Consider the following 20,905-nt stretch of genomic DNA (forward strand, 5'->3'; position numbering starts at 1 on the left):
GCGCCCGGCACCTTCCCCCCGGTGCGGGCTCCGGCGGCCCCTCATCCATCCCGGAGGCATCCCGTGCCGACCGCACGTACGCAGTTCCGGACGGTCGGTCCCCTGCTGGTTCGAGCCAGCACCAGCCCAGGCGACATTGACCTCTCTTCGAATCTCGACGTCGCTCACGCGGATGGGCGTGAAGCCCTAAGCTGGCTGGCCGATCAATGGGCAAGGCCGCCGATCCGCGAAGCAATTTCCTTAGCCAGTCCATCCCTCGCAGCGCGAATCGTCCAACTCCTTGGTGCCCCGCCAAGTGCTGACCCGTCGGTCGCGCGACGCGCTGTCATAGCCCTTGCCTCGTACCTCCTCCGGTGGGAGCGCCGGACCACACCCTTCGGCATGTTTGCAGGTGTCACCTCCGCCACCGCTGGCGACGCGAGTGCGAAGTTTGGCAACCGTCATCACGCCATCGCCCGTGCTGACGGTGCCTGGCTCGCAACGGTCATCGGAATCTTGGAACAGGATGATGACTTGCTACGTAGGCTCTGCGTGGTCGCCGACAGCGCCGCGTTCGTCCGTGACGGGCGGATCATCATCGCCGAGCGGCCGGTCCCCGGCGCACGATCGCCGGGACCACCGCGCGAGACGTCCACAAAGCTGACTCCTGCCGTGAGGCTCGTACTGGGGCAGGCTGCCCAGCCCACATCGTTCGAAGGACTGGTCGTCCGCATCGCCGCCGTCGCGACCAACGTCGAACCGGCGAAGATCGAACTGATGTTGAAGCAGCTGGTCGATAGCGGACACTTGATCACCAGCTTGCGGCCTCCAACGACCGCAGTCGACGGCCTTAGCCATGTTCTCCAGGCCCTCGATGCTGCCGGAGCCGCCGAAGTGCGTTCAGTTGTGCCAACGGTTGACAGTCTTCGCGCCATCCATCAGCAGCTACAGCGACACAACGCCGATGCTGAGGCGGACGAGGCCGCTCATCTACGGACCACAGTCACCGAGACGATGGCCGGCCTCATCCGCACCGCAGAGCACCAACTCATCATCGACCTTCAGCTCGACGCGCAGATCACCGTCCCGCAGCAGGTGCTGAACGAGGTCGAGCGGACAGCGGAGGTCCTGTTGCGGCTGACCACCCAGCCGTTCGGCTCCGTCGCATGGTTGGACTACCACGCTCGGTTCCGTGATCGATACGGCCCCGGCACGCTTGTTGCCGTCCGCGAACTGGTAGCGGATTCTGGCCTTGGCTACCCGACTGGATTCCTCGGCGCGCAGCGAGCAAGGCCCGCATGGCGAGTGTTGACTGAACGCGACGTTCGGCTCATGGCGTTGATTCAGGGCGCAGTCCTTGACGGCACGAATGAGATCGATCTTACGGACGCCGATGTCGAGGCGCTCTCCATTGGTGACCACAGCACGCTTATTCCGCCGCCGCGAGTCGAGCTGGGCTTCGCCGTCTACGCGTGCGATGCGGATCAGCTGGACGCCGGTGACTTTCTTCTACAGGTCACAGGAGCGCCGCGTACACCAACGAGCATGGCCGGCCGTTTCGCCTACCTGCTCGGCCCAGACGTTCAAGAGCGGCTTACCGATTCCCTCATGGACCACGCGGGAGAGGATTCGCTGACCGTTCAAATGTCGTTTCCAGCCCGGCGTGTGCACAACGACAACGTGATTCGCGTCGGCAAATTGCTGCCGAACGTTGTGTCTTTGTCCGAGCATCAGGGTTCCGACGTGGTGACGGTAGATGACTTGGCGGTCACCGCGGACGCCGAGCAGATGTTCCTCGTCCACCTGCCGACCGGCCGCCGCGTGAACCCAATCATTCCCCACGCGCTCGACACCGTAGTGCAGACCCCACCTCTGGCCCGGTTCGTTGCCGAGGTCGCGGAAGCCCGTAGCGCCATCTACGGCCCGTTTGACTATGGCGCAGCAGCTCGAAACCTGCCCTTCATTCCCCGCATCCGGTACCGGCGCACGATACTCACTCCTGCACGCTGGCTCCTGACCCTCCGCGACATTGCCAATGGAAATCAAGGCCGGTGGTCGGCAGACTTGCACGCCTGGCGAAGCCGCTGGAACGTGCCCGCTCGCGTGGTTGCGTGCTACGGCGAACTACGTCAGCCTCTCGACTTGGACCAAGCGTTGGACGTGGAACTTCTCCGGACCCGGCTAGCGCGCACGGGGCAAATCGAACTTCGTGAGGACGCACCTGTAGGCGGCATCGGGTGGACTGGTCGTCCGACTGAGTTCCTAACCGCATTGGCCCCGATTGCTCGTGGACCACGAAAGCTACCCATCACCGGCCCACCGGGCGACACCATGCGTCCCGGTTCAGCCACCATCGTGCACGCTCAACTGATCGGAAACCCGGCCCGGTTCGACGGTCTTCTTCGTGAACAGTTACCGGCCCTCGCCCACAGCCTCGGAACCCTCGGCATGAGGCACTGGTGGTTCCGACGCCACCGCGACCTGATCCGCACGGAGGCAGATCACTCCCTGTCGCTCTTCTACTCGCTAGACGACTCCTCCGATTACGCACCGGTCGCCACAGAGCTGGCGGAGTTCTCCGCCGGCCTGGCGACGAACGGCCTCCCTGCCGAACTCGTGCTCGCCACGTACTACCAGCATCCAGCCCGCTACGGTTACGGTGCGGCGCAGCAAGCGGCAGAACGAGTTTTCGCCGCAGACACTACGGCGGCCATCTGCCAGCTCCGCGCCGCCGAAGAGGCAGACCTGCCCCTACAAGCCTTCGCGGCGGCGTCAATGGCACAGCTTGCTGGCGCGTTCGCCCACGAGCCGGGAAGCGGATATCGCGACTTGCTTGCCTGCCTCCAGCACGTCACCGAGCACGCCGACCGAACCCTCACCGACATGGCCCGCCGGTTGGCCGACACATCGGGAGATCACCACCATCTACGCGCACTGCCGGGCGGGAACGCGGTCGCCGACGCCTGGAACCGCCGCGACCAAGCATTAGAGGAGTACCACGCCAGCCTCCTGCCGCAGCGCGATCCCATCACGGTTCTCCGAACCCTGCTGCACGAGCATCATATGCGCGCTGTCGGCGTTGACCCTGAAACAGAACGCCAGACTAATCACGCGGCCCGAGCTGCCGCGATGCTACGTCTCGCTCGGAACGGCTCGCTGTGAACGGCGACGGTGTCGCAGTCGCTCTGCAGCCGGATGAAGCTCGCGCGCAATCTCTCGCCACCGGCGCAGTGGGCGCTGCGTTGCTGGCTGCCGAGCGAGCACTCAATGGCACGGGCGAATGGTCAGACAGCCACCGAGCTGTGAAAGCGGCGACGAGCGGCCCGGTCGACGCTGGCGCGCACACTGGGCTCTACTACGGTGCCCCCGCACTCTTGTTACTGCTCCATGCAGCGACCGCTGATGGACAAGACCGGTACAGTGCGGCACGGACCGTCCTTGCCCGGCATGTCCGGCGCCTCGTGCAGGAACGCCTTACCGCTGCGGAGGACCGCCGGAGCCATCGCCGGCACACGGCCTTCGCCGAATACGACCTCTTTTACGGACTCACGGGCCTCGGAGCGCTGCTGCTTCGTTGTATGCCCGACAGCGACGAGTTCGCCGATGTTCTTGCGTACATCGTCCGGCTGACCGAGCCTTGGTCTGATGAAGTGCAAACCCTTCCGGGCTGGTGGGTCGAGCACGATCCCGATTCGATCCTGCCTACTCCTGGAGGCCACGCAAACCTCGGTATGGCGCACGGCGCAGCCGGACTTCTGGCGCTCCTCTCCCTAGCGGCCAGGCACGGTCACCGGGTCGAGGGTCACTTCACGGCCATTGATCGTCTTTGCACGTGGTTCGACCGCTGGCAGCAAGGAACGCCAACTGACCCGTGGTGGCCCCAATGGGTTACTCGCGATGAACTTCGCGGCGGTCGTGTCATTCATTCCGTCCGCGGCAGGCCCTCGTGGTGCTACGGCACCCCTGGAATCGCCCGTGCTCTCCAACTCGCGGGTATCGCAACCGGTCAGTTAGCGCGTCAGGCGGCAGCCGAGCAGGCGCTCGCATCGTGCATGACTGAGCCGAACCTGGGCCGTCTCGCCGAATCAGGCATATGTCACGGTCTGGCTGGGCTATATCAGACCGCGTTCCGGGCAACTGCCGATGCTCACACCCCGCTTATCGGTGAGCAGCTACCGCAGCTTGCCTCGTCTTTGACCACCCATGCCTCTAGCGCCGATAGCGACGGATTCCTGATCGGCAGCACTGGACGTGCGCTCGCCCTAGAGACGGCTGCCTCTACTACTCCGCCGCTGACCAGGTGGGACACATGCATGCTGATCGCCTGAGTCACCGTGCCGAGTCGATCGCCGCTTTAGTCGAGATCGTCATCGCCGGCGCGGCACTCGACAAGACCGCTAACGAGGCGGGTATCGCCGCTCCTGACCTCGAAACCGCCTTGCGCACCTACCGAGCGGCTGGCCTAGCGGCACTCCGACACACCCAGGACATCACTTGGTTTCATGCACGTGTCATACCCAATGACTGGAAGGGTGCCGAAGCAGCCTTCAGTGCTCGAATCGGTCCCCGCCTCGATCAGCTGGAGGCGGGCCGTGCGGCGTGGTGGTTCCTTCGCAAATTTCCGCACTGGCGTCTTCGCATTCGGGCCAACGACCGAGCCGCCGTCAAAGCCGCACTCGACGAACTCGTCGTCTCCGGCGAGATCGCAGGGTGGGAGCCTGGTATCTACGAGCCCGAGCTGGCGGCCCTCGGCGGGCCGACCGCCATGACGATCGTTCATGAGCTCTTCTGCGCCGATAGCCGCGGTGTCCTGAAGTACGCCAGCTTGGATCCACCGCCGATTGGGCGCCGAGAACTCTCCTTAATCCATATCCGGACCCTCCAGCAGTATGCGGGACTGGACTGGTACGAAGCTGCCGACGTGTTCGATCAGCTGGCTCGGAAGCGGCCCACACCATCTGAAGCTGATATGCCTCGTATCGAATATCTTGCCGACCAGATGCGGCCACTCCTTGCGCTGCCCGACGATGCCCGTGCAGAGTTGTTCAACCCCAGCGGCCCATTGGCCGCCGCTGCTGTCTGGAACGACGCGTACGCCAGGGCAGGTCAACAGCTTGCTGAGGCAGCGATGCGTGATCGCCTTGAGCGCGGGTTAAGGGCCACGATCTCCCAAATCTTGATCTTTAACTGGAACCGCCTCGACCTGGCGGCGCATACCCAAGCCATCGTTGCCACAGCCGCGAGAACCGCCATCCTTCCTCGGAGTTGACCATGGATAACGCTACCTTTGCAGCGGTCGTCCGACGGTTCCCTCTATTGGGCCGTCCGCGCCCCGACTGCCCTGCGCTACCTCTCCGGATCAAAGAAGTCGCCGACGCGGCGGACAAGGCTCTCGAAAAGCGCGAACATGGTATGGCCGACGCTGCTCACGTGCTCAACAAGGCCGCGCTTATAGCTAGCGATGCAGGAATGGCAGATTTTGCTGAACGCCTCTGCTGGAGGCATATCGACATTTACCTCAACAGTGGTCGACCGCTGACCATCCTAGAGGCTCGGTACATGCTTGAGCCGGTACTTAACTTAGCCCGCCTTCAGATACGAGCAGACCAAGGCAACACCGCCCTTGGTCTGCTCGTATCTATGTACGAGGCGACCACCGGCCGGGTTGACCTCGACTTGGGTGGCCGTACCCTGCCAATCGCCACACTAATCGGTGAACAGGCGGAGCGGCGCAAGCTGCGTGAGTGGTCCTGGCTACAACTGTTGGGAGAAGGAATTCGCGCTTTGGCGTTGGCTAATCGTTGGCCGGAGGCAGCTAACCATGCCCGCGCCTACAATGGCATCGGCGACCATCTGATGGAAGGCCGCCAAGCCCTGATCATCGCCGAGTGTTCCCAAGGGCGCTATTCAGACGGGCGTAGAATACTGGCAGAGACGGTGCTTACTGAGCCGTGGGAACAGCAGGTTGCAGCCTGCCTATATTTGCTGTGTATGGAGCCGGGCAGTACGACGGCCTTCCACCTCCTTGCTACAGCAGTTCGGCAGCTAGACACCCCGAGCGCTGCGACCAACTATGCCTCATATCGCGTTCGGCTTGGCCTCACCGTCGCGGTCCTTGCGAGGGTCATACGACCGGATTCTGTTCCACATCTGCTGCAACGCGTAGCACAGATCGCTTTTAATAGTGCTGACGGCTATGCCGCCCGTGACATGCTCGGCGCTGGCGACCTGCTCGGACACCTCGACCAGAACGAGACTGATGGACTACGGCGAGTCGTGGAACAGGCTGGTTTAGGACTTGGTCAGCTGCCGGCAGCTGACGTGAGTGACATTACCAAAACAGTCGACACGGCAGCCACGGTGCTCAACATTGCACTGAAGGCAGTGCGTATAAGCCAATGAATTACACCGCAGTGCGATGGGCGATGTTCTCGGTAATGATCGATTCGCCCGATAAGGAGTGGACGGTCGCGAGCCTCGCAATCGCGCTCGGGTCGGCCGAATCAGGGAGCGTTTTAGGCGCTCGAAGGAACGCTATTGGTGACACTTTAAATCTATTGCTGGCACATGGTCTAGTTACCTCCGTGCCGTTCCAGCGGGCTTTCACCGTGCGACTGACCCCTGCTGGCATTGAGCAACTCCAGAGGTTTATACGACTTTGGTCGAGCAATGAGCGGTCCCGACGAATGCGGACGGCAGATGCCGAAGGCGAAGTTGGTGGATGCGCCGCTCAGGAATGACGCTATCGCGTGGAGTAGAGGCGTTCTATACTCCCTTTTCTTCGTCGCCCCAAAGCCCGTTACGTGCCGCCAATCTGTAAGGCGGTCCCGGAATGGCGCCCCCTTGCGGCTGGCGAGGACGAACCCGCTCAGCACCCTTTGAGACAGGAGATCAATGAGGATCAAGCACGTTCCCGAGAAGATACGGCGGCTTTCCGTCTGCGCCGTGCTCGTAGCAACGGCGACAGCATGTGCCGCTCCGAACGGACCGTCCACGGGCGCTCCAGCATCTCCGATCACGACCTCGTATGCGACCGCGCCGACGACACCCCGGGCCGTGACCGCGCCTTGCCTCTCGCCCCTTGTCGATGCCGTCGCAGACCTGGCTCCAGAGTCCGGGCGACCGACCGGTGGCTTCGAATTCGTTTCAGTGAAGGGCTGGTACGCCGATGACACCCTCGTTCCCGGCGGCAGAAGCTCGCGCGTCATACGTCAGGAAGCGCGCCGAAGCTGGCGAGCCGTCGACGGCTCAGGTCGTCTTCTCTCCATCTCGCCTGATGGTGGTCAGTCGGACACGAAGCTGCCGCCGGGTGGGCTGACCGCCACCCTGCCGGAGCCGATGACAACCGATCTCGACGCAATCGCCGAGCACCTCTCGGCAGCAACACCGCGAGAGAATGGCCCGTACTGGATAATCTCAGGCGTTGTCGATGTCTACCTTCGTCAGGTACCCCCACCGCCCTTGCGAGCGGCGATTCTACGGCTGCTTTCAGTTTCGGATGGCGTCACCTGCCAGGGAGCCGTGAAGGACCGGGCGGGTCGAGTGGGGACGGCAGTTTCCGTCGAGCATGACCAGGTTCGCTACGCCGTGATCTTCGCAGCGGACGGCTGGCCTCTCGCGGCCTCGGAGGAGCAGATCGGACCGCCTCCCGGCATGCCGCGCAACGCGGAAAGAACCCGCTCGTATCAGCTGTTCCTCACGCATGTGTTTACCGCCGATATGGACAACCCGGAGGTTCTGACATGACCGGTCGTCGGCCTAGATCTACGAACCTTCGCCTTCGGGTCTTAGTCGTGACCGCGGGCGCCGCCGTCATGGCCGTCAGCGCTTGCGCGGCACCGGCCCCCTCAACGACGACATCTGCCCCTGCCACGAGTCCAAGCGCTCGACCGAGCCCGTCGATGGGACCCGAAGTCCCCGCCAGGGCGCTCCTGGTCGAGATGGCCACGCGCATTGCCGACACGCCGGCCGACGAGACGACCGGTGACTACCTCCACACCACCCAAGTCAACGTCTACCGCGACTTCAAATACCCGCGGCCTGCGAACGGCGCGGACGACCCACTGCTCGTCACGCTTCATCAGCTTTGGCGCTCGCCGGATGGCAGCAAGGGTCGGCAACTGTCCGCACAGTTCGACAGCGGTGGATGCACTCCCGGAGACGACTCGACTTGGAATGACAGACGGTACCGGGAGACGTTCCGGCCACACATACAAGCAGATATGGACTCGAAGCGGTTCCGGGAGGTCCTGCTTTCCGGAGCAGGACCAGGGCCGACCGGGCCGATCGACATACTCGCTGGCGTCGCCGGCATCTTCGAGCAAGACGTTGTCGACAAGCCCGCACGAGCAGCGATACTGCGGATCCTGGCCGAACAGCCTGGCCTCGTCACCCGCGAGGGTGCGACCGACCAGCTGGGGCGTGCCGGTGTTCTCGTCACTCTGCCATACACCGACTCTGAAGGCGTCAAATCCCGATATCACCTCGTCATCCAGCCGACCACGGGACAGCTGCTGTCCACCTACCAGACGCTGGTCGCGCTGCCTGCCACCTTCGACCCCCGTCTCGGGCCAGACCCCGCCGCTGGGATCATCGCCAGCTACGACGGGGCGCGTATCTTCCTCGATGGTCGCTACGCCGATCTCGAAACCGACACCACCGGGGTCGGCTGCGGATGTCGCTACTCCGACGCCGTGCGGGAGCTCGTGAAGACCCTGGCGAACTCGCCGCCCCTCCCCGCCCTCTCTTCAGCCGAAACCAGCACCAAACCCTGAGGGCTCGACCGCCGACTCCTGCCCCATGGCGCCCGGGTGCAAAGCAAGAAAATCGCCGGGACTGGCTGATGCAGACGAGGCATCAGTCAGTCCCGGCGACTAGCGTTCGGTACGTACGGGCTCAGATCCGCCGTCGCCGGATGGCAGAAACGGTGACGGACGGCCCCTGAGCTGCGGGAATGCGGTTCGGGTTCTGCCACATCGGGTCCACTCCATCAATCGGCGGACCCTGCTCACGGCGGGTCCGCCGTTTTGCGTTGGTGATGTCGTCATTCCCCGCGCACCGGCTTCGCCGGTGCTCCTCGGTGGGGGAGCTTCGCTCCACCCACACCCCCTCAAGACCGTCTCGGGGTGCTCTGGGTCGCGTCGGTGCTCTTTTCTCGTTGTGGCGTTGGTACGACTGAGTCCGCGGCCCGCTCCGTGCCCTCAAGGCCGTGGCCCCGGCCGACTCGTTGCGTTGAGTTGAGTGCTCTTGTCTCGCTGTGGCGCTGGTACGCCTGAGTCTGCGGCCCGCTCTGTGCCCTCAAGGCCGTGGCCCCGGCCGACTCGTTGCGTTGGGTGCTCTTTTCTCGCTGCGGCGTTGGTACGTCTGAAGTCGCAGCCCGCTGCGCGCCCACTCACGACCGTGGTCTGGCCGGCTTGTTGCGTTGGGTGCTCTTGTCTTGCTGCGGCGTTGGTACGTCTGGGTCCGCGGCCCGTTCCATGCCCCCTCAAGACCGTGGCCTGGCCGACCGCCGGAGCGGACTCCGTGGCCGCGTCTTGAGCGGAACCGTCCCGGCTGCGGCCGTGCCTGTCTCGTAGACCTGGTGTCCGTTGTCCGGGGCGGTGCTGGTTCTGTCAGGGGGTGAGCTGCCAGAGGGCGCTGACCGGGACGGCGCGGAGGTTGGGGCCGAAGGGGAGGGTGGCGGTGCCGGTGTAGAGGACGATGCCGACGATGAAGTCGTCGCCGAGTTTGGTGGCGAGGCGGCGCAGGCCGGTGAAGTCGTCCGGCCTGACGGTGGAGGAGGCCTTGACCTCGATGCCGACGACCTGGCCGCGGCGGTTCTCAAGGACGGCGTCCACTTCGGCCTTGCTCTGGTCGCGGTAGTGGTGGAGGTCGGCGAGCTCCTCGGACCAGGTGAGCTGGCGGGCCAGCTCGGACAGGACGAATCCCTCCAGGAGCGGGCCGAAGGGCATGCCCGGGCGGCGCAGGGCGTGGGCGTCCAGGGCGAGGAGGCGGGCCGCGATGCCGGAGTCGACGAAGACGAGCTTGGCCGACCGGGTCGCCCTGGTGCCGAGGTTGCGGGACCAGCCCGGCACCCGCTTGATGAGGAACACCTCCTCCAGGAGGCTCATGTAGCGGGCGATGGTCGGCCTGGACAGCTGCAGCTCCGACTCGAGGCTGCCCGGGGCGACGAGGGTGCCGGAGCGGGCGGCGAGCAGCCGGATGAGGGTGGTGAGCTGCGGGGCCCGCTCGATCTCGGCGAGCTGGCGCACCTCGCGGTCGATGAGGTTCTGCACGTAGGAGTCGAAGAACCGGCCCCGGCGGCGGGGGTCGGTGCGGGACACCGCCTCGGGCAGGCCGCCGCGGACGATCCGGTCGGCGTAGTCGGCGCGGGTCAGCTCCGACTCGTGGCGCAGTGCGGGGCCGAGGCGGAAGGCGGCGTCGACGAACCCGTCGGGTGTGCTGTCGATCTCGCCCTGGGAGAACGGCCAGAGCTCGATGGTCTCCATGCGGCCGGGCAGGGTGTCGGGCAGGTCGCGGAGCGCGAGCAGCTGGGACGAGCCGGTCAGCAGGAAGCGGCCCGGGCGCGGGTCGGCGTCGACGGTGGCCTTGATGGCCAGGAGCAGGTCCGGCGCGCGCTGGATCTCGTCGATGACGGTGAGGCCGTCGAACGCGACGAACCCGACCGGGTCGGCGAGGGCGGACTGCCGGTCCTGGGGCAGGTCGAGGTCGCGCCACTCGGCGGCCCGGGCGCCGGCCACGGCGCGGACCAGTGTGCTCTTGCCGGCCTGGCGGGCGCCGTTGACCAGCACCACCCGCGTGTCGGCCAGGGCGTCGGCGACGGCGGCGGTGGCGCGCCGTGGGGTGAACGACGAGACCGGCATCCGTCCACGCTAGCAGCAGACTTTCGATCTGCGCACAGGTTGGCTTTCGTTTTGCGTCAAGGTTCGCCTTCGTTCCGCGCGCTGCGGTACGGCGTCCAGCGGGTCGGCGGCGAGCGGCCGGACGGTGTGGTGCGGCGGCGGGTGGCCAGGTGGGACCGGCCGTTCAGGCGTCGATGGGTGCCGACCGGAGGGAAATCCGCGCGAGAGCGCCGGGGCCGTTCAGAGCTCGAATAGCATGGCGACTCTCCAAGCGGCGGGATCATTGATGTTGCTGAGCATGACGGTGGTCGACGCGGACACCGGGGCGAGCACCGATGTTGAGGTCACGGCCGAGCCAGGCAGTGACGTGGCGGCGTTGCTGCGGGTGCTGCCGGGGGTCGGCGGGCGGCCGTGCCACGTCGATGGCGTGCCTCTGCAGGGCGGCACGATCGCGGAGAGCCCGATCGTGGCCGGGGCCGTCATCACCGTCGGGGGGACCGTGCCGCGGCAGCGGCGGCCCGAGGCGGGGGACGGGACCGTCGGGGTGCTGCGCGCGATGGCGGGGCCCGACGCCGGGCTGGCCGTGCGCCTCGGGCCGGGACGGCACGCGGTGGGTCGGGACCCGCGGTGGGCGGTGCCGCTCACGGACGAGGAGGCGTCCCGCACGCACGCGTACCTCGAGGTGTACGACGACGGCCGGGCCACCCTGCACGACCAGAACTCGATGAACGGCACCAAGGTCGACGGCAGGAAGGCCGGGGATCCGCTGCCGGTGACCGCGCAGAGCACGCTGACGCTCGCCAGGAACACGCTGCGGTGGGAGCCGGCCCAGAGCCGCCCGATCGTCACGAGGAGCCCCGACGGCCGGTTGGAGTTCGACCGCGGGTACGACTCCATGCCCGCCGTGGTGCCGGTGGAGGTGACGCTCCCGCAGTACGACGACACCCCGCGCAACCTGACCATGCTGCTGGTCACCGGTGGCGCGCCGATCGTGCTCGGCGTCGTGCTCGCCGTGGTGATGCGGCAGCCGACGATGCTGCTGTTCATGCTGCTCGGGCCGTTCTCCGCGGGGGCGAGCTATTTCGTCGACGGGCGGCAGCGCAAGGCGCGCGTCGCCACGTTCGAGAAGGGGCGGGCCGAGGCCCTCGACCGGTTCGCGGCGGCGGTGTCGGCGCAGGAGCGGCTGCGCCACCTGCACGCGCCCGGGCCCGCCGAGCTGCTCCAGGTCGCCACCCGGGCCCGGCGCGGGCTGTGGCCCCGGCACAGCTCGTCGGACGACGGGTTGCGGCTGCGGGTCGGGGTCGCCGACCAGCCCGCCGCGCTGCTGCTGCGCGGCGAGCCGTGGCCGGGGTTCGAGACGCCGGTGCTGCGTGCCGTGCCGGTCACCGTCGACCTGCGCGAGACCGGGGTGCTCGGGGTCGTCGGGCCGCCCGCGCTGACCGACGGCCTCGTCCGCTGGCTGCTGCTGCAGCTGGCGACCCTGCGCGCCCCCGACGACCTGCGGCTGGTCGTGGTGACCGCGCGGGACGACGCCGGGCTCGCCTGGACACGGTGGCTGCCGCACCTGGAGGCCGCCGAGGCCGCCGGGGTGCCGTGCTGGGTCGGCAACACCGCGGCGACCCGGGCCGCCCGCGTCGACGAGCTGCACGAGCTCGTCCAGCAGCGGGTGCAGGAGCGCGGCATGTCCTCGATGCGCTTCACCGACGAGGTCGTCGTGCTGCTCGACGGTGCGCTCGCGATGCGGCAGCTGACCGGCATGGGCGAGGTCCTGCGCGATGGCCCGGGCGTCGGCGTGTACGCCGTGTGCGTCGACCGTCAGGACATGAACGAGTGCCACGGCGTCGTCGCCGTCCAGGACGACCGGACGGTCCGGCTCGTCCGCAGCCGCAGCGACCACCCGGTCGAGGCGCGGCCCGACGCGGTGACCGCCGAGGCGGCCCGCGACGCCGCCCGGGCCCTCGCGCCGATGCGTGACCGGCTGAGCCTCGGCGCGACGCAGCGCTCGGTGCCCTACCCGGTGCGGCTGCTCGACCTGTTCCCCGGCGACCTCACCACCGCCGACGGGGTCGTGCACGCCTGGCAGAGCGACCCCGGCCCGACCACCCGGATCGTGCTCGGCGCCGACGCGTCCGGGCCGGTGACGATCGACATCGACCAGCAGGGCCCGCACACGATGCTCGCCGGGGCGACCGGCGCCGGCAAGAGCGTCCTGCTGCAGACCCTCGTGACCGCGCTGCTGCTGGCCAACCGGCCCGACGAGCTCAACCTCGTCCTCGTCGACTTCAAGGGCGGCGGGGCGTTCCTGCCGTTCAAGGACGTCCCGCACGTCGTGTCGCTGATCCTGTCGACGTCGGAGGAGTCCGGGGCGTTCTCCGCCGCCGACGCCGCCCGGGTCCTCGCCTCCGTGCGGGCCGAGGTCGAGCGCCGCGAGGTGATCCTGAGCGCGCACGGCGGGGAGATCGACCGTTACTGGGCCGCGGGCGGCCTGCCCCGGCTGCCCCGGCTGGTCATGATCTTCGACGAGTACGCGCGGGTCCTGGAGACCTCGCCCGACTTCCTCAAGGACCTCGTCGTGGTGGCCGCGAAGGGCCGCTCGCTCGGCATCCACCTGGTCCTGGCGACCCAGTCGCTGCAGGGCAAGCTGTCGGACGAGCTGAAGAACAACATCAGCATCCGGGTCACGCTCCGGCAGAACGACCCCGAGCAGAGCGTCGAGGTCCTGGGCGTCCCCGACGCCGCCGGCATCCCCGGGCGGCTGCGCGGCCGCGGCATGATCCTCTGCCTGATGGACGAGGTCCGCACCCCTCGGCTGTTCCAGTCCGGCTACCTCGGCAACCCGCCGCCGGCCGGCTCGGCGCCGCCGGTGAAGGCCAGGATGCTCGACTGGCACAGCGCCGGCGAGCTGCGGCCCGAGGAACGCGCGGCGCGGCACGACGGCGACACCGACCTCACCCTGTCGATCGCGGCCGTCACCGCCGCCGCCCGGCGCCTCGGGGTCACCGCGCCGTTCCAGCCGCTGCGCCCGTCGCTGCCGGCGGCCCTGCCGCTGGGGGACCTGGCCCGCGCGGCCACCGGCGTACAGGCGGCGCGGCAGGTGCCGTTCGGGCTCTTCGACGCGCCCGCCGCGCAGGCGCAGCCCGCCGCCTCGTTCGACCTCGACGGCACCGACCGGCTGCTCGTCGCCGGCGGCCCGCAGACCGGCCGCACCACGTTCGTGCGCACGTTCGCCGCGTCGCTCGCCGCCCGGGTCAGCACCGACGACGCCCACCTGTACCTCGTCGAACGCCACCCGGGAGCGCTCGACGACCTCGCCGGGCTGCCGCACGTGGGCGCCGTCATCGGGGCCGACGAGCCGGACCGGATCCGCCGTCTCGTCGCGTGGCTGCACGAGGAGGTCCAGCGTCGCTCCGCGGGTCGCCGCGCCGCCGGTACCGGCAGAGCACCGCGCATCGTCGTGGTCGTCGACGGCTGGGAGCTGTTCGAGACCCGGGAGCGGCCCGCGGACACGTCGGTCGTGCAGACCCTGCGGGCCGTCATCACCACCGGCACCCCCGTCGGCGTCCACGTCGTCGCCGTCGGCGGTGAGGACCTCGCGTCGGGCAAGCTCCCGGCGCTGTACTCGCGGCGGCTCATGCTGCCCTTCCCGAAGCAGGAGACCCGCCGCCAGCACGTCGTGCAGGGCGCCGCCGAGGCGGCCGCGATCCCCGGCCGGGCCGTCGACGCCGGCAGCGGCCTGCACGTCCAGCTGTGCCTGCCACCGGCGACGACCGACGCCGACCGGACCGGGACCTCGGTGCCGGTGCCCGTCCCGCCGATGCCCGTCCAGGTCGCCGCCGACGACCCCCGCCTCACGGCCGCCGCGGCCCCCGGCTGGGTGCCGCTCGGCATCGGCGGGCGGCGCGTGGACACCCTCGGCGTCGACCTCTTCGGCGCGGGCCCGTCAGGGCTGATGGTCTCCGGTCCGCGCGAGTCCGGCCGCACCACCGCCGCCGCGCTGATCGCGCACCAGCTGCACCGTGCCGGGATCGCCGTGCTCGCCGTCGCCCCGCCGCGCTCGCCGCTGCCGGGCCTCATGCCCACCGGCCCCTCGGTGCGGCTGCTCGCCGGCACCGTGTTCAAGGACAGCGAGCTGCGCGAGGCCGCCGACGCGTTCGGCGACGTCCCCGTCGCGATCGTCCTGGACGACTGCGAGCAGCTCACGGTCGTGCCGACCGAGGTGAACTTCGCGGTCGTGCCGACGCTCCTCACGGAGGCGGCCAACCCCAGCTCGGTCGGCCGCCGCGCGGTCGTCCTGTGCGGCGACGTCGGGCAGATCGTCGCCGGCAGCCGCCGGTCGCTGTTCGCCGTCGCCGAGGACATCCTCACCAACGGCGCCCGCGTGCTGCTCACCCCCACCGACGCGGGCACGGCCCGTGAGCACCGCTTCGGCCTGGAGAGCGACCAGTTCTTCGCCGGGCCGCCCGGACGGGGCTACCTGAGCTCCGGGCGCACCGCGGAGCTCATCCAGCTCGCGACGGTCAGTACGCGCACCTGATCGGGTCCGGCTCCTCGTCCACGGCCCAGTCCTCGTAGCCGCCGTTCCACGCCCGCACGGTGGTGTCGCGGAGCTCTTTCGCGTCGTGACCGAACTGGGCGAGGTCCCAGGTCTTCCCGGCGGCCTCCCAGCCCACCTTGAGCGTGGTCCTGCTCCACACGTCGTAGCCGGCCACCCTGTCGGCGAGCTTGCCGGCGTCGGCGACGAGTTTCCTGGTGCGCCCCGACAGCGCGATCTTGCACGGGGCCAGGCCGAGCGGGTCCAGCCACCGGGTCGGGTTGCGCACGTAGGCGTGCGGGTCCGGGCCGGGCAGCAGGCCGAGGGGGTCGCCGCCGTAGTAGCGTCCGGTCGCCGGGTCGTAGTACCGGTGGACGTTGTAGTGCAGGCCGGTCTCCTCGTCGAGGTACTGCCCGGGGAACCGCAACGGGCACTGCGGCGACTCCGTCGTGGCACCCCAGAGGCTCGCCGCCGGCTGCGCGGTGACCCCGCCGTCCGTGCCGACGAGCGCCGACGGCGTGCCGACCAGGTCGGTGAGGACGGCCCGGAAGCGTTCGCCGTCCTCGCCGAGATCCCGCTGGGTCACCGCCCGGAACGTGCCGGGCGCCCAGTCCCACACGGTCGCGCCGCCCGCGTGCCGCCGCTCGGCGAGGACGTCGCCGTCCCATACGAACGTGGTCCGCTCCGCGACGGTCACCCCGTCGGCGTCGAGGCGTTCCTTGGCGACGCGGCGGCCGAACGGGTCGTACCGGTAACGCCAGAAACTCCCGCCGGGCGTGCTCACCGCGGTGAGCCGGTCCTCGGCGTCCCAGCTGAACCGCCAGGTGGCGGTGCCGTCGCGGCGCAGCACGACCCGGCCCTGCGGGTCGTGCGCGAAGCCGATGCCACCGGCCCGCGTGATCCGGGTGCCGTCGTAGTCGCGCGGGCCGCCGGCGTCGCCCGCTCCCGGCCACGCGGCGAGCGCCGGCTGCCCCGCCGGGCTGTAGGCGTAGCGCTCGGTCCAGCCGTCGCCGTCGACGGCGGTGACCCGGCCCAGGTCGTCGACGGTGAGCCGGCGGTGCCCGCCGGGGTCGTCGACGCCGGTGAGGAAGCCCGCCGGGTCGTAGTGATACGCGCGCCGCCGCGCGACCGCGTCCGCCCCCGCGGAGAGGGTCTGGGCGAGCAGCCGCGAGGACACGTCCCAGTCCTGGGCGAGCAGCGGCCCGCCCGGCAGCTGCCGCGACACCTCACGGCCGGCGGCGTCGTAGCCGAAGCGGAGCTGCTCGCCGCCGCCGTCGAGGGTCAGCGGGCGGTCCTCCGCGTCGAACGTCCACTCGGTCACGGCGCCGGACGGTGTGGTGCGGCCCGTACGCCGGCCGAGCGCGTCGAAGCGGGACGTGACGGTCAGCCCGTCGCAGGTCTCGGCGACGACCCGGCCGAGCGGGTCGCGGGTCAGGACCAGGTCGGCGTCGGCGTTGACGGCCCGCACGACCCGGCCGGCGGCGTCGACCTCGATCGTGGTGACCACACCGTCGTCGGCCTGCCGGCGCACGACGGTGCCGAGCGCGTCGCGGTGCAGCGTCACGCCCTGCCCGGCGCCGTTGACGCGGCGCACCACCCGGCCGGCGGCGTCGCGCTCGAAGCGCTCGACCCGGCCGCTGAAGTCGGTCTCCCGCACGAGGTCGCCGGCAGCGTCGTACTCGTAGCGCCACACCCTGCCCTGCGGGTCGGTGACCGCGACGGGGCGCAGCTCGGCGTCGTAGGAGTACACGGTGCGCCCGCCGTCGGGGGCGGTCCGGGTCGACGGCCGGCCGAAGTGGGTGAAGGTGGTGGTCGTGGTCAGGCCGCGGGCGTCGGTGTAGGACACGCGGTTGCCTTCGCCGTCGTACGTCCAGCGCCGCGTCGCCCCGTCCGGCGCGACCCGCTCGGCGAGGAGTCCTTCGACCGTCCAGGCGGACGTGGTGACCGCGCCGGTCGGGTCGGTCTCGGCGGTGACCCGGCCGAACGCGTCGCGGGTCCACCGGGTGGTCCCGCCGAGCGGCCCGGTCCCGGCGACGGGCAGACCCGCGGCGTCGGCCTGGAAGCGTGCGGTGTGCCCGAGCGCGTCGGTGACCGTCGCCACCGCGCCGGTCGGGTGGTAGGTCCAGGTGGTGGTGGCGCCGGTCGGGTCGGTGGTCGCGGTGCGGCGCCCGAGCCCGTCGTACGTGTGCCGCCACATGCCGCCGAGGACGTCGACGACCTCCGCCGGGCGGCCCGGCCCGGCGTACGAGGCGGTGACCGTGTGTCCGCCGGGCCACCGCTGCACCATGACGTTGCCGTCGGTGTCGTACTCCCAGGAGGTGACGTGCCCGAGCGGGTCGGTGCGCGACAGCACCCGGTCGTAGCGGTCCCAGGCCGTCGCGGTGCCCCGCCCGAGCGGGTCCACCTCCAGCACGACCTGGAGGTCGGGGTTGTGGTGGTAGATCGTCGCGTGGCCGAGCGCGTCGGTCAGCACGGTGCGCCGCCGCTCGGGGTCCTCGGTGCCGTAGTCGAAGGTCGCGTCGAGGAAGCCGTCGGAGCCCGCGGTGCCGGCGCAGCGGCCCTCCGCGTCGTAGGTGTAGCGGTACCAGGAGCCGATCCGGTCGGTCCACGACGTGATCCGCCCGGCGTGGTCGTGGCCGAACGTCAGCGGCAGCCCGGAGGAGTTGGTGACCGTGGCGAGCCGGCCGTGCTCGTCGTAGCCGTAGGCGGCCACGACGGTCTGCGTGCCGTCTGCGGCGACCAGCCGGGTGGCGGTGACCAGCCCGAGCTCGTCGAGGTCGAAGCAGGCCCGCGAGCCGCCGGGGTGCCGGACGCCGGTGACGGTGCCGCCGGCGCGCGCGGGTGCGCGCTCGAGGTCGATCCGGTTGCCGTTGCCGTCGGTGATCGCGACGAGCGGTGCCTCGGCCGGGTCGCCGCCGGGCAGGGCCGCGAAGTGCAGGCGCCGCCCGGTCACCGGATCCGAGACCGTCCAGCCGCCCGCCTCGCGGGTCAGCGGCAGCCGGGGACCGTCGTCGGGGAGCGCCGGACGGTCGTCGCCGGGCAGCGGGTACAGCAGGATCGAGCCGTCCTCGGCGGCGAAGCACACCCCCGCGCCGTCGATCTCCAGCCGCTGGTCGATCGTCGAGGCCCAGCCTGGTCCGAACGACCGCCCGGCCGCGTACGACGACAGGTAGGTGCGCCGCAGCTCGAACGGGAGCACGCCGGGCAGCGTCAGATCGGTCTGGGGCAGCACCATGTCGCCGGTGACGACGTCGATCGGGTCCTTCTGCAGGACCTTGCGCGCGAGGGGGACCGCGTTGCGGCGCACGTCCTTGATGACGGAGCGCAGCACCGGGCGGGCGACCTTCCTCGACCACTTGAGCCCGGCCTTCATGAGCGTGCCGCCCTTGAGCAGCGGGCGCAGCGCACCGGCCTGTTTGAAGCCCGGGATCACCGAGGACACCGCGAAGGCCAGGTCCAGCCAGGTGGCGTCGTCGTCCTGGAAGGTGCGTATCGCGTTCGGCAACGACAGCAGGACCCCGGCGATGATCAGCGCTATGCCGACGGGGCCGGAAATGAACAGCGCCACGACGCCGAGCACGAAGCCGACGTTGGCGCAGAAGTCGAAGAACGCGTCCCAGGAGCGCAGCGGCGTGGTGACGACGTTCCACAGCTTCTTCAGGAACGACGCGTTCTTGATGCCGCTGCCGTTGAGGGCGTCGCGGACCTGCTGGACGCAGGTGTCCTCGGCGCGCCCGCGCAGCACGGCGGCCTCCTGGGCCAGGCGCCTGGCCCGGTCGCGGTCCGCGGCGGCGGTCTGGGCGCGCTGCGCCGCCCGCTGGATCTGGCCCCGCAGGACCGGGTCCAGCCCGGTGCTGGCGGCCTCCAGCGAGTAGGTGGTGACCGGGCTGACGGCCAGGCAGTAGGTCCGCTCCGGCGGCAGCAGCGCGCGGAGCTCGCGGATCGCGGCCTGATACGCGTCGTTGGCCTGGCTGCCCTGCCGCAGGGCCGACCGGGACTGCTGCTGCGCACCGCCGAGGCCGTTGGCGAAGGTGGCGATCGCCTCGCCGCAGCGGCGGTAGGCGGTGCCGAGCTTGGCGAGCTCGTCGGGCAGCTCGGCGAGGACGGTGCGGAACTTGGGCGCGTAGTCGCCCTCCATGCCCAGCTCGTCCTGTTTGGACGACACGGAGCGGAGCCGGCGGACGTTGGTCTCCGTCAGCTCCGCCTCGTGGGTCAGCCGGGCGGCCAGGCGTCTGGTCGCGTCGGGGTCGCCGGGCGTCGGGTCGGCGGTCAGCTGCAGGACGGACCAGTCATTCATGGCGGGCGTCGCGGGATCAGCCGGTGACCGACTGGCCCAGCTGGGTGTCGAGCTGCTGGTGCTGCGTCAGCGTGGTCTGCAGGAAGGCGCTCATGCCCTCCAGGCCGTTGATGACGTTGGTGGCGCCGGTGTTCCACTGCATGTACGACTCGTGGAACTTGCCGGAGGCGACGTCGGTGACGAAGCCCGAGCTCACCAGGCTGTCGATCATCGACTTGAGCTTGGTGAGCTGGTCCACGACCTCCTGCTGACCGGTCCGCAGCTGCTGGGCGCCGCGCTGGAGCTGCTCGTAGTCGACGCGGACGTTCATGGTCGGTCCTTTCGGCGAAGGGTTGCGGTCATGCCCGCAGCGGCCACGTGAGCGTGTCGCTGATGGCGGCGAAGAGGTCGAGCATCGGCTCGGCCAGGTCGGTCTGCGGGCTGGTGAGCACCAGGTTGAGCACGCCGTAGCCGTCGGGCAGCGGCACCAGGGTCTGCATGGTCACGATCGGCACGGACCGGTCCGGCGCCGTGGTCGTCGGGCCGACCCCGCTGACGCGCACGGCGCGACCGGCCGGCACCTCGACGAGCTCGACGGCGCGCCAGTGCCGGGATCCGGGCCTGGGGGCCACCGCGGTGATCTGCGCGGCGATCGACTCGACCGTTTCGCCGGCGGTGCCGTCGGTGCGCTGGAAGACCAGCGCGGACGCGGCCAGCATGCCGTCCTCGGTCTGCTCGCCGGAGACCGCGCAGAAGCGGGCCCCGGCCTGCTCCGCCTGCTCGGCCGCCTGGCGCAGCAGCTTCACCAGGATGCCGCGCTGCGGGGCGAGCTCCGGGTGCTCCGCGATCCGCCGGTCGACGAGCCGGCCGAGGTCGCCGGTGCGGGTGGCCCGCCAGATGTCGAACTCGAACCAGGTGTCGGGGACGCGGACGGAGAAGCCCGCCGCGATCGTGCCGCTCACCGGGGGCCGCCCTGGTCGACGGCGTCGGCGAGGGCCTGGTCGACCGCCCGGCCCTGGCAGGCCAGCTCGCTCAGCAGCCCGGACGCCCGCTGCAGCAGCTGCTGCATCTTGGCGCGGCTGTCGGAGGAGCCGGAGAAGAAGTCGCCGATGGCGCCGGCGACCTTCGGCGAGCCGGTCGCGTGCTCGGCGCCGTCGGTGGCCCAGCTCGTCGACGCCAGGTCGGCGGCGATCGTGCGCAGGTCCGCGGCGAAGGTCTCGGCGGCGGCGTAGTTGGCGCGGAACATCTCGGCCACGGCGGTCCCTTCCGCACAGGGCG

Annotated in this window: 12 protein-coding genes; 7 read left to right on the top strand and 5 right to left on the bottom strand. The window is 69.7% G+C overall.

Annotated elements, in window-relative coordinates; translation table 11 throughout:
- The first annotated feature begins 63 nt into the window (after positions 1-63).
- The 6 genes from ACZ6TV_RS35550 to ACZ6TV_RS35575 all read left to right on the top strand — a co-directional run bounded on the left by ACZ6TV_RS35550 (position 64) and on the right by ACZ6TV_RS35575 (position 8,753).
- Entirely contained in the window at positions 64-3,141 is a 3,078-nt protein-coding gene (locus ACZ6TV_RS35550) for a lantibiotic dehydratase (protein ID WP_465302286.1), read from the top strand.
- On the top strand, positions 3,138-4,307 hold the full coding sequence (locus ACZ6TV_RS35555) for a lanthionine synthetase C family protein (protein WP_465302288.1): 1,170 nt from the start codon (positions 3,138-3,140) through the stop codon (positions 4,305-4,307). The genes ACZ6TV_RS35550 and ACZ6TV_RS35555 overlap by 4 nt, the downstream gene beginning before the upstream one ends.
- Positions 4,289-5,248 (top strand): thiopeptide-type bacteriocin biosynthesis protein, encoded by a 960-nt coding sequence (locus tag ACZ6TV_RS35560; RefSeq protein ID WP_465302290.1) that lies wholly within the window; start codon positions 4,289-4,291, stop codon positions 5,246-5,248. Before ACZ6TV_RS35555 ends, ACZ6TV_RS35560 begins: the two co-directional genes overlap by 19 nt.
- Before the next feature lie 161 nt (positions 5,249-5,409).
- Positions 5,410-6,381 carry a hypothetical protein gene (locus ACZ6TV_RS35565; protein ID WP_465302292.1) on the top strand — a complete coding sequence of 324 codons (972 nt, stop codon included), beginning with the start codon at positions 5,410-5,412 and terminating at the stop codon, positions 6,379-6,381.
- A gap of 747 nt (positions 6,382-7,128) precedes the next feature.
- Positions 7,129-7,725 (top strand): hypothetical protein, encoded by a 597-nt coding sequence (locus tag ACZ6TV_RS35570; protein WP_465302294.1) that lies wholly within the window; start codon positions 7,129-7,131, stop codon positions 7,723-7,725.
- 155 nt (positions 7,726-7,880) lie between these two features.
- Positions 7,881-8,753, top strand: a complete 873-nt coding sequence (locus ACZ6TV_RS35575) for a hypothetical protein (RefSeq protein ID WP_465302296.1) — start codon at positions 7,881-7,883, stop codon at positions 8,751-8,753.
- A gap of 837 nt (positions 8,754-9,590) precedes the next feature.
- On the opposite strand, the gene ACZ6TV_RS35580 is transcribed toward ACZ6TV_RS35575, so the two are convergent.
- A complete protein-coding gene (locus ACZ6TV_RS35580) occupies positions 9,591-10,841 on the bottom strand; it encodes an ATP-binding protein (protein WP_465302298.1) in 1,251 nt (416 codons plus the stop codon).
- Positions 10,842-11,118: 277 nt separating this feature from the next.
- Between ACZ6TV_RS35580 and ACZ6TV_RS35585 the strand changes: the two genes are divergently transcribed.
- Positions 11,119-15,354, top strand: a complete 4,236-nt coding sequence (locus tag ACZ6TV_RS35585) for an FtsK/SpoIIIE domain-containing protein (protein ID WP_465302300.1) — start codon at positions 11,119-11,121, stop codon at positions 15,352-15,354.
- Here ACZ6TV_RS35585 and ACZ6TV_RS35590 read toward each other — a convergent pair.
- From ACZ6TV_RS35590 to ACZ6TV_RS35605, 4 genes are read right to left on the bottom strand one after another with little or no spacing between them, the layout of a single operon-like run.
- Entirely contained in the window at positions 15,338-19,648 is a 4,311-nt protein-coding gene (locus ACZ6TV_RS35590) for a DUF6531 domain-containing protein (protein WP_465302302.1), read from the bottom strand. The genes ACZ6TV_RS35585 and ACZ6TV_RS35590 overlap by 17 nt on opposite strands.
- A gap of 16 nt (positions 19,649-19,664) precedes the next feature.
- Entirely contained in the window at positions 19,665-19,958 is a 294-nt protein-coding gene (locus ACZ6TV_RS35595) for a WXG100 family type VII secretion target (RefSeq protein WP_465302304.1), read from the bottom strand.
- A 28-nt stretch (positions 19,959-19,986) separates the two neighbouring features.
- On the bottom strand, positions 19,987-20,589 hold the full coding sequence (locus tag ACZ6TV_RS35600; protein WP_465302306.1) for a hypothetical protein: 603 nt from the start codon (positions 20,587-20,589) through the stop codon (positions 19,987-19,989).
- Positions 20,586-20,882 (bottom strand): hypothetical protein, encoded by a 297-nt coding sequence (locus tag ACZ6TV_RS35605; RefSeq protein ID WP_465302308.1) that lies wholly within the window; start codon positions 20,880-20,882, stop codon positions 20,586-20,588. Before ACZ6TV_RS35605 ends, ACZ6TV_RS35600 begins: the two co-directional genes overlap by 4 nt.
- Between the last annotated feature and the right edge of the window lie 23 nt (positions 20,883-20,905).

The organism is Dactylosporangium sp. NPDC051087 (assembly GCF_055586325.1).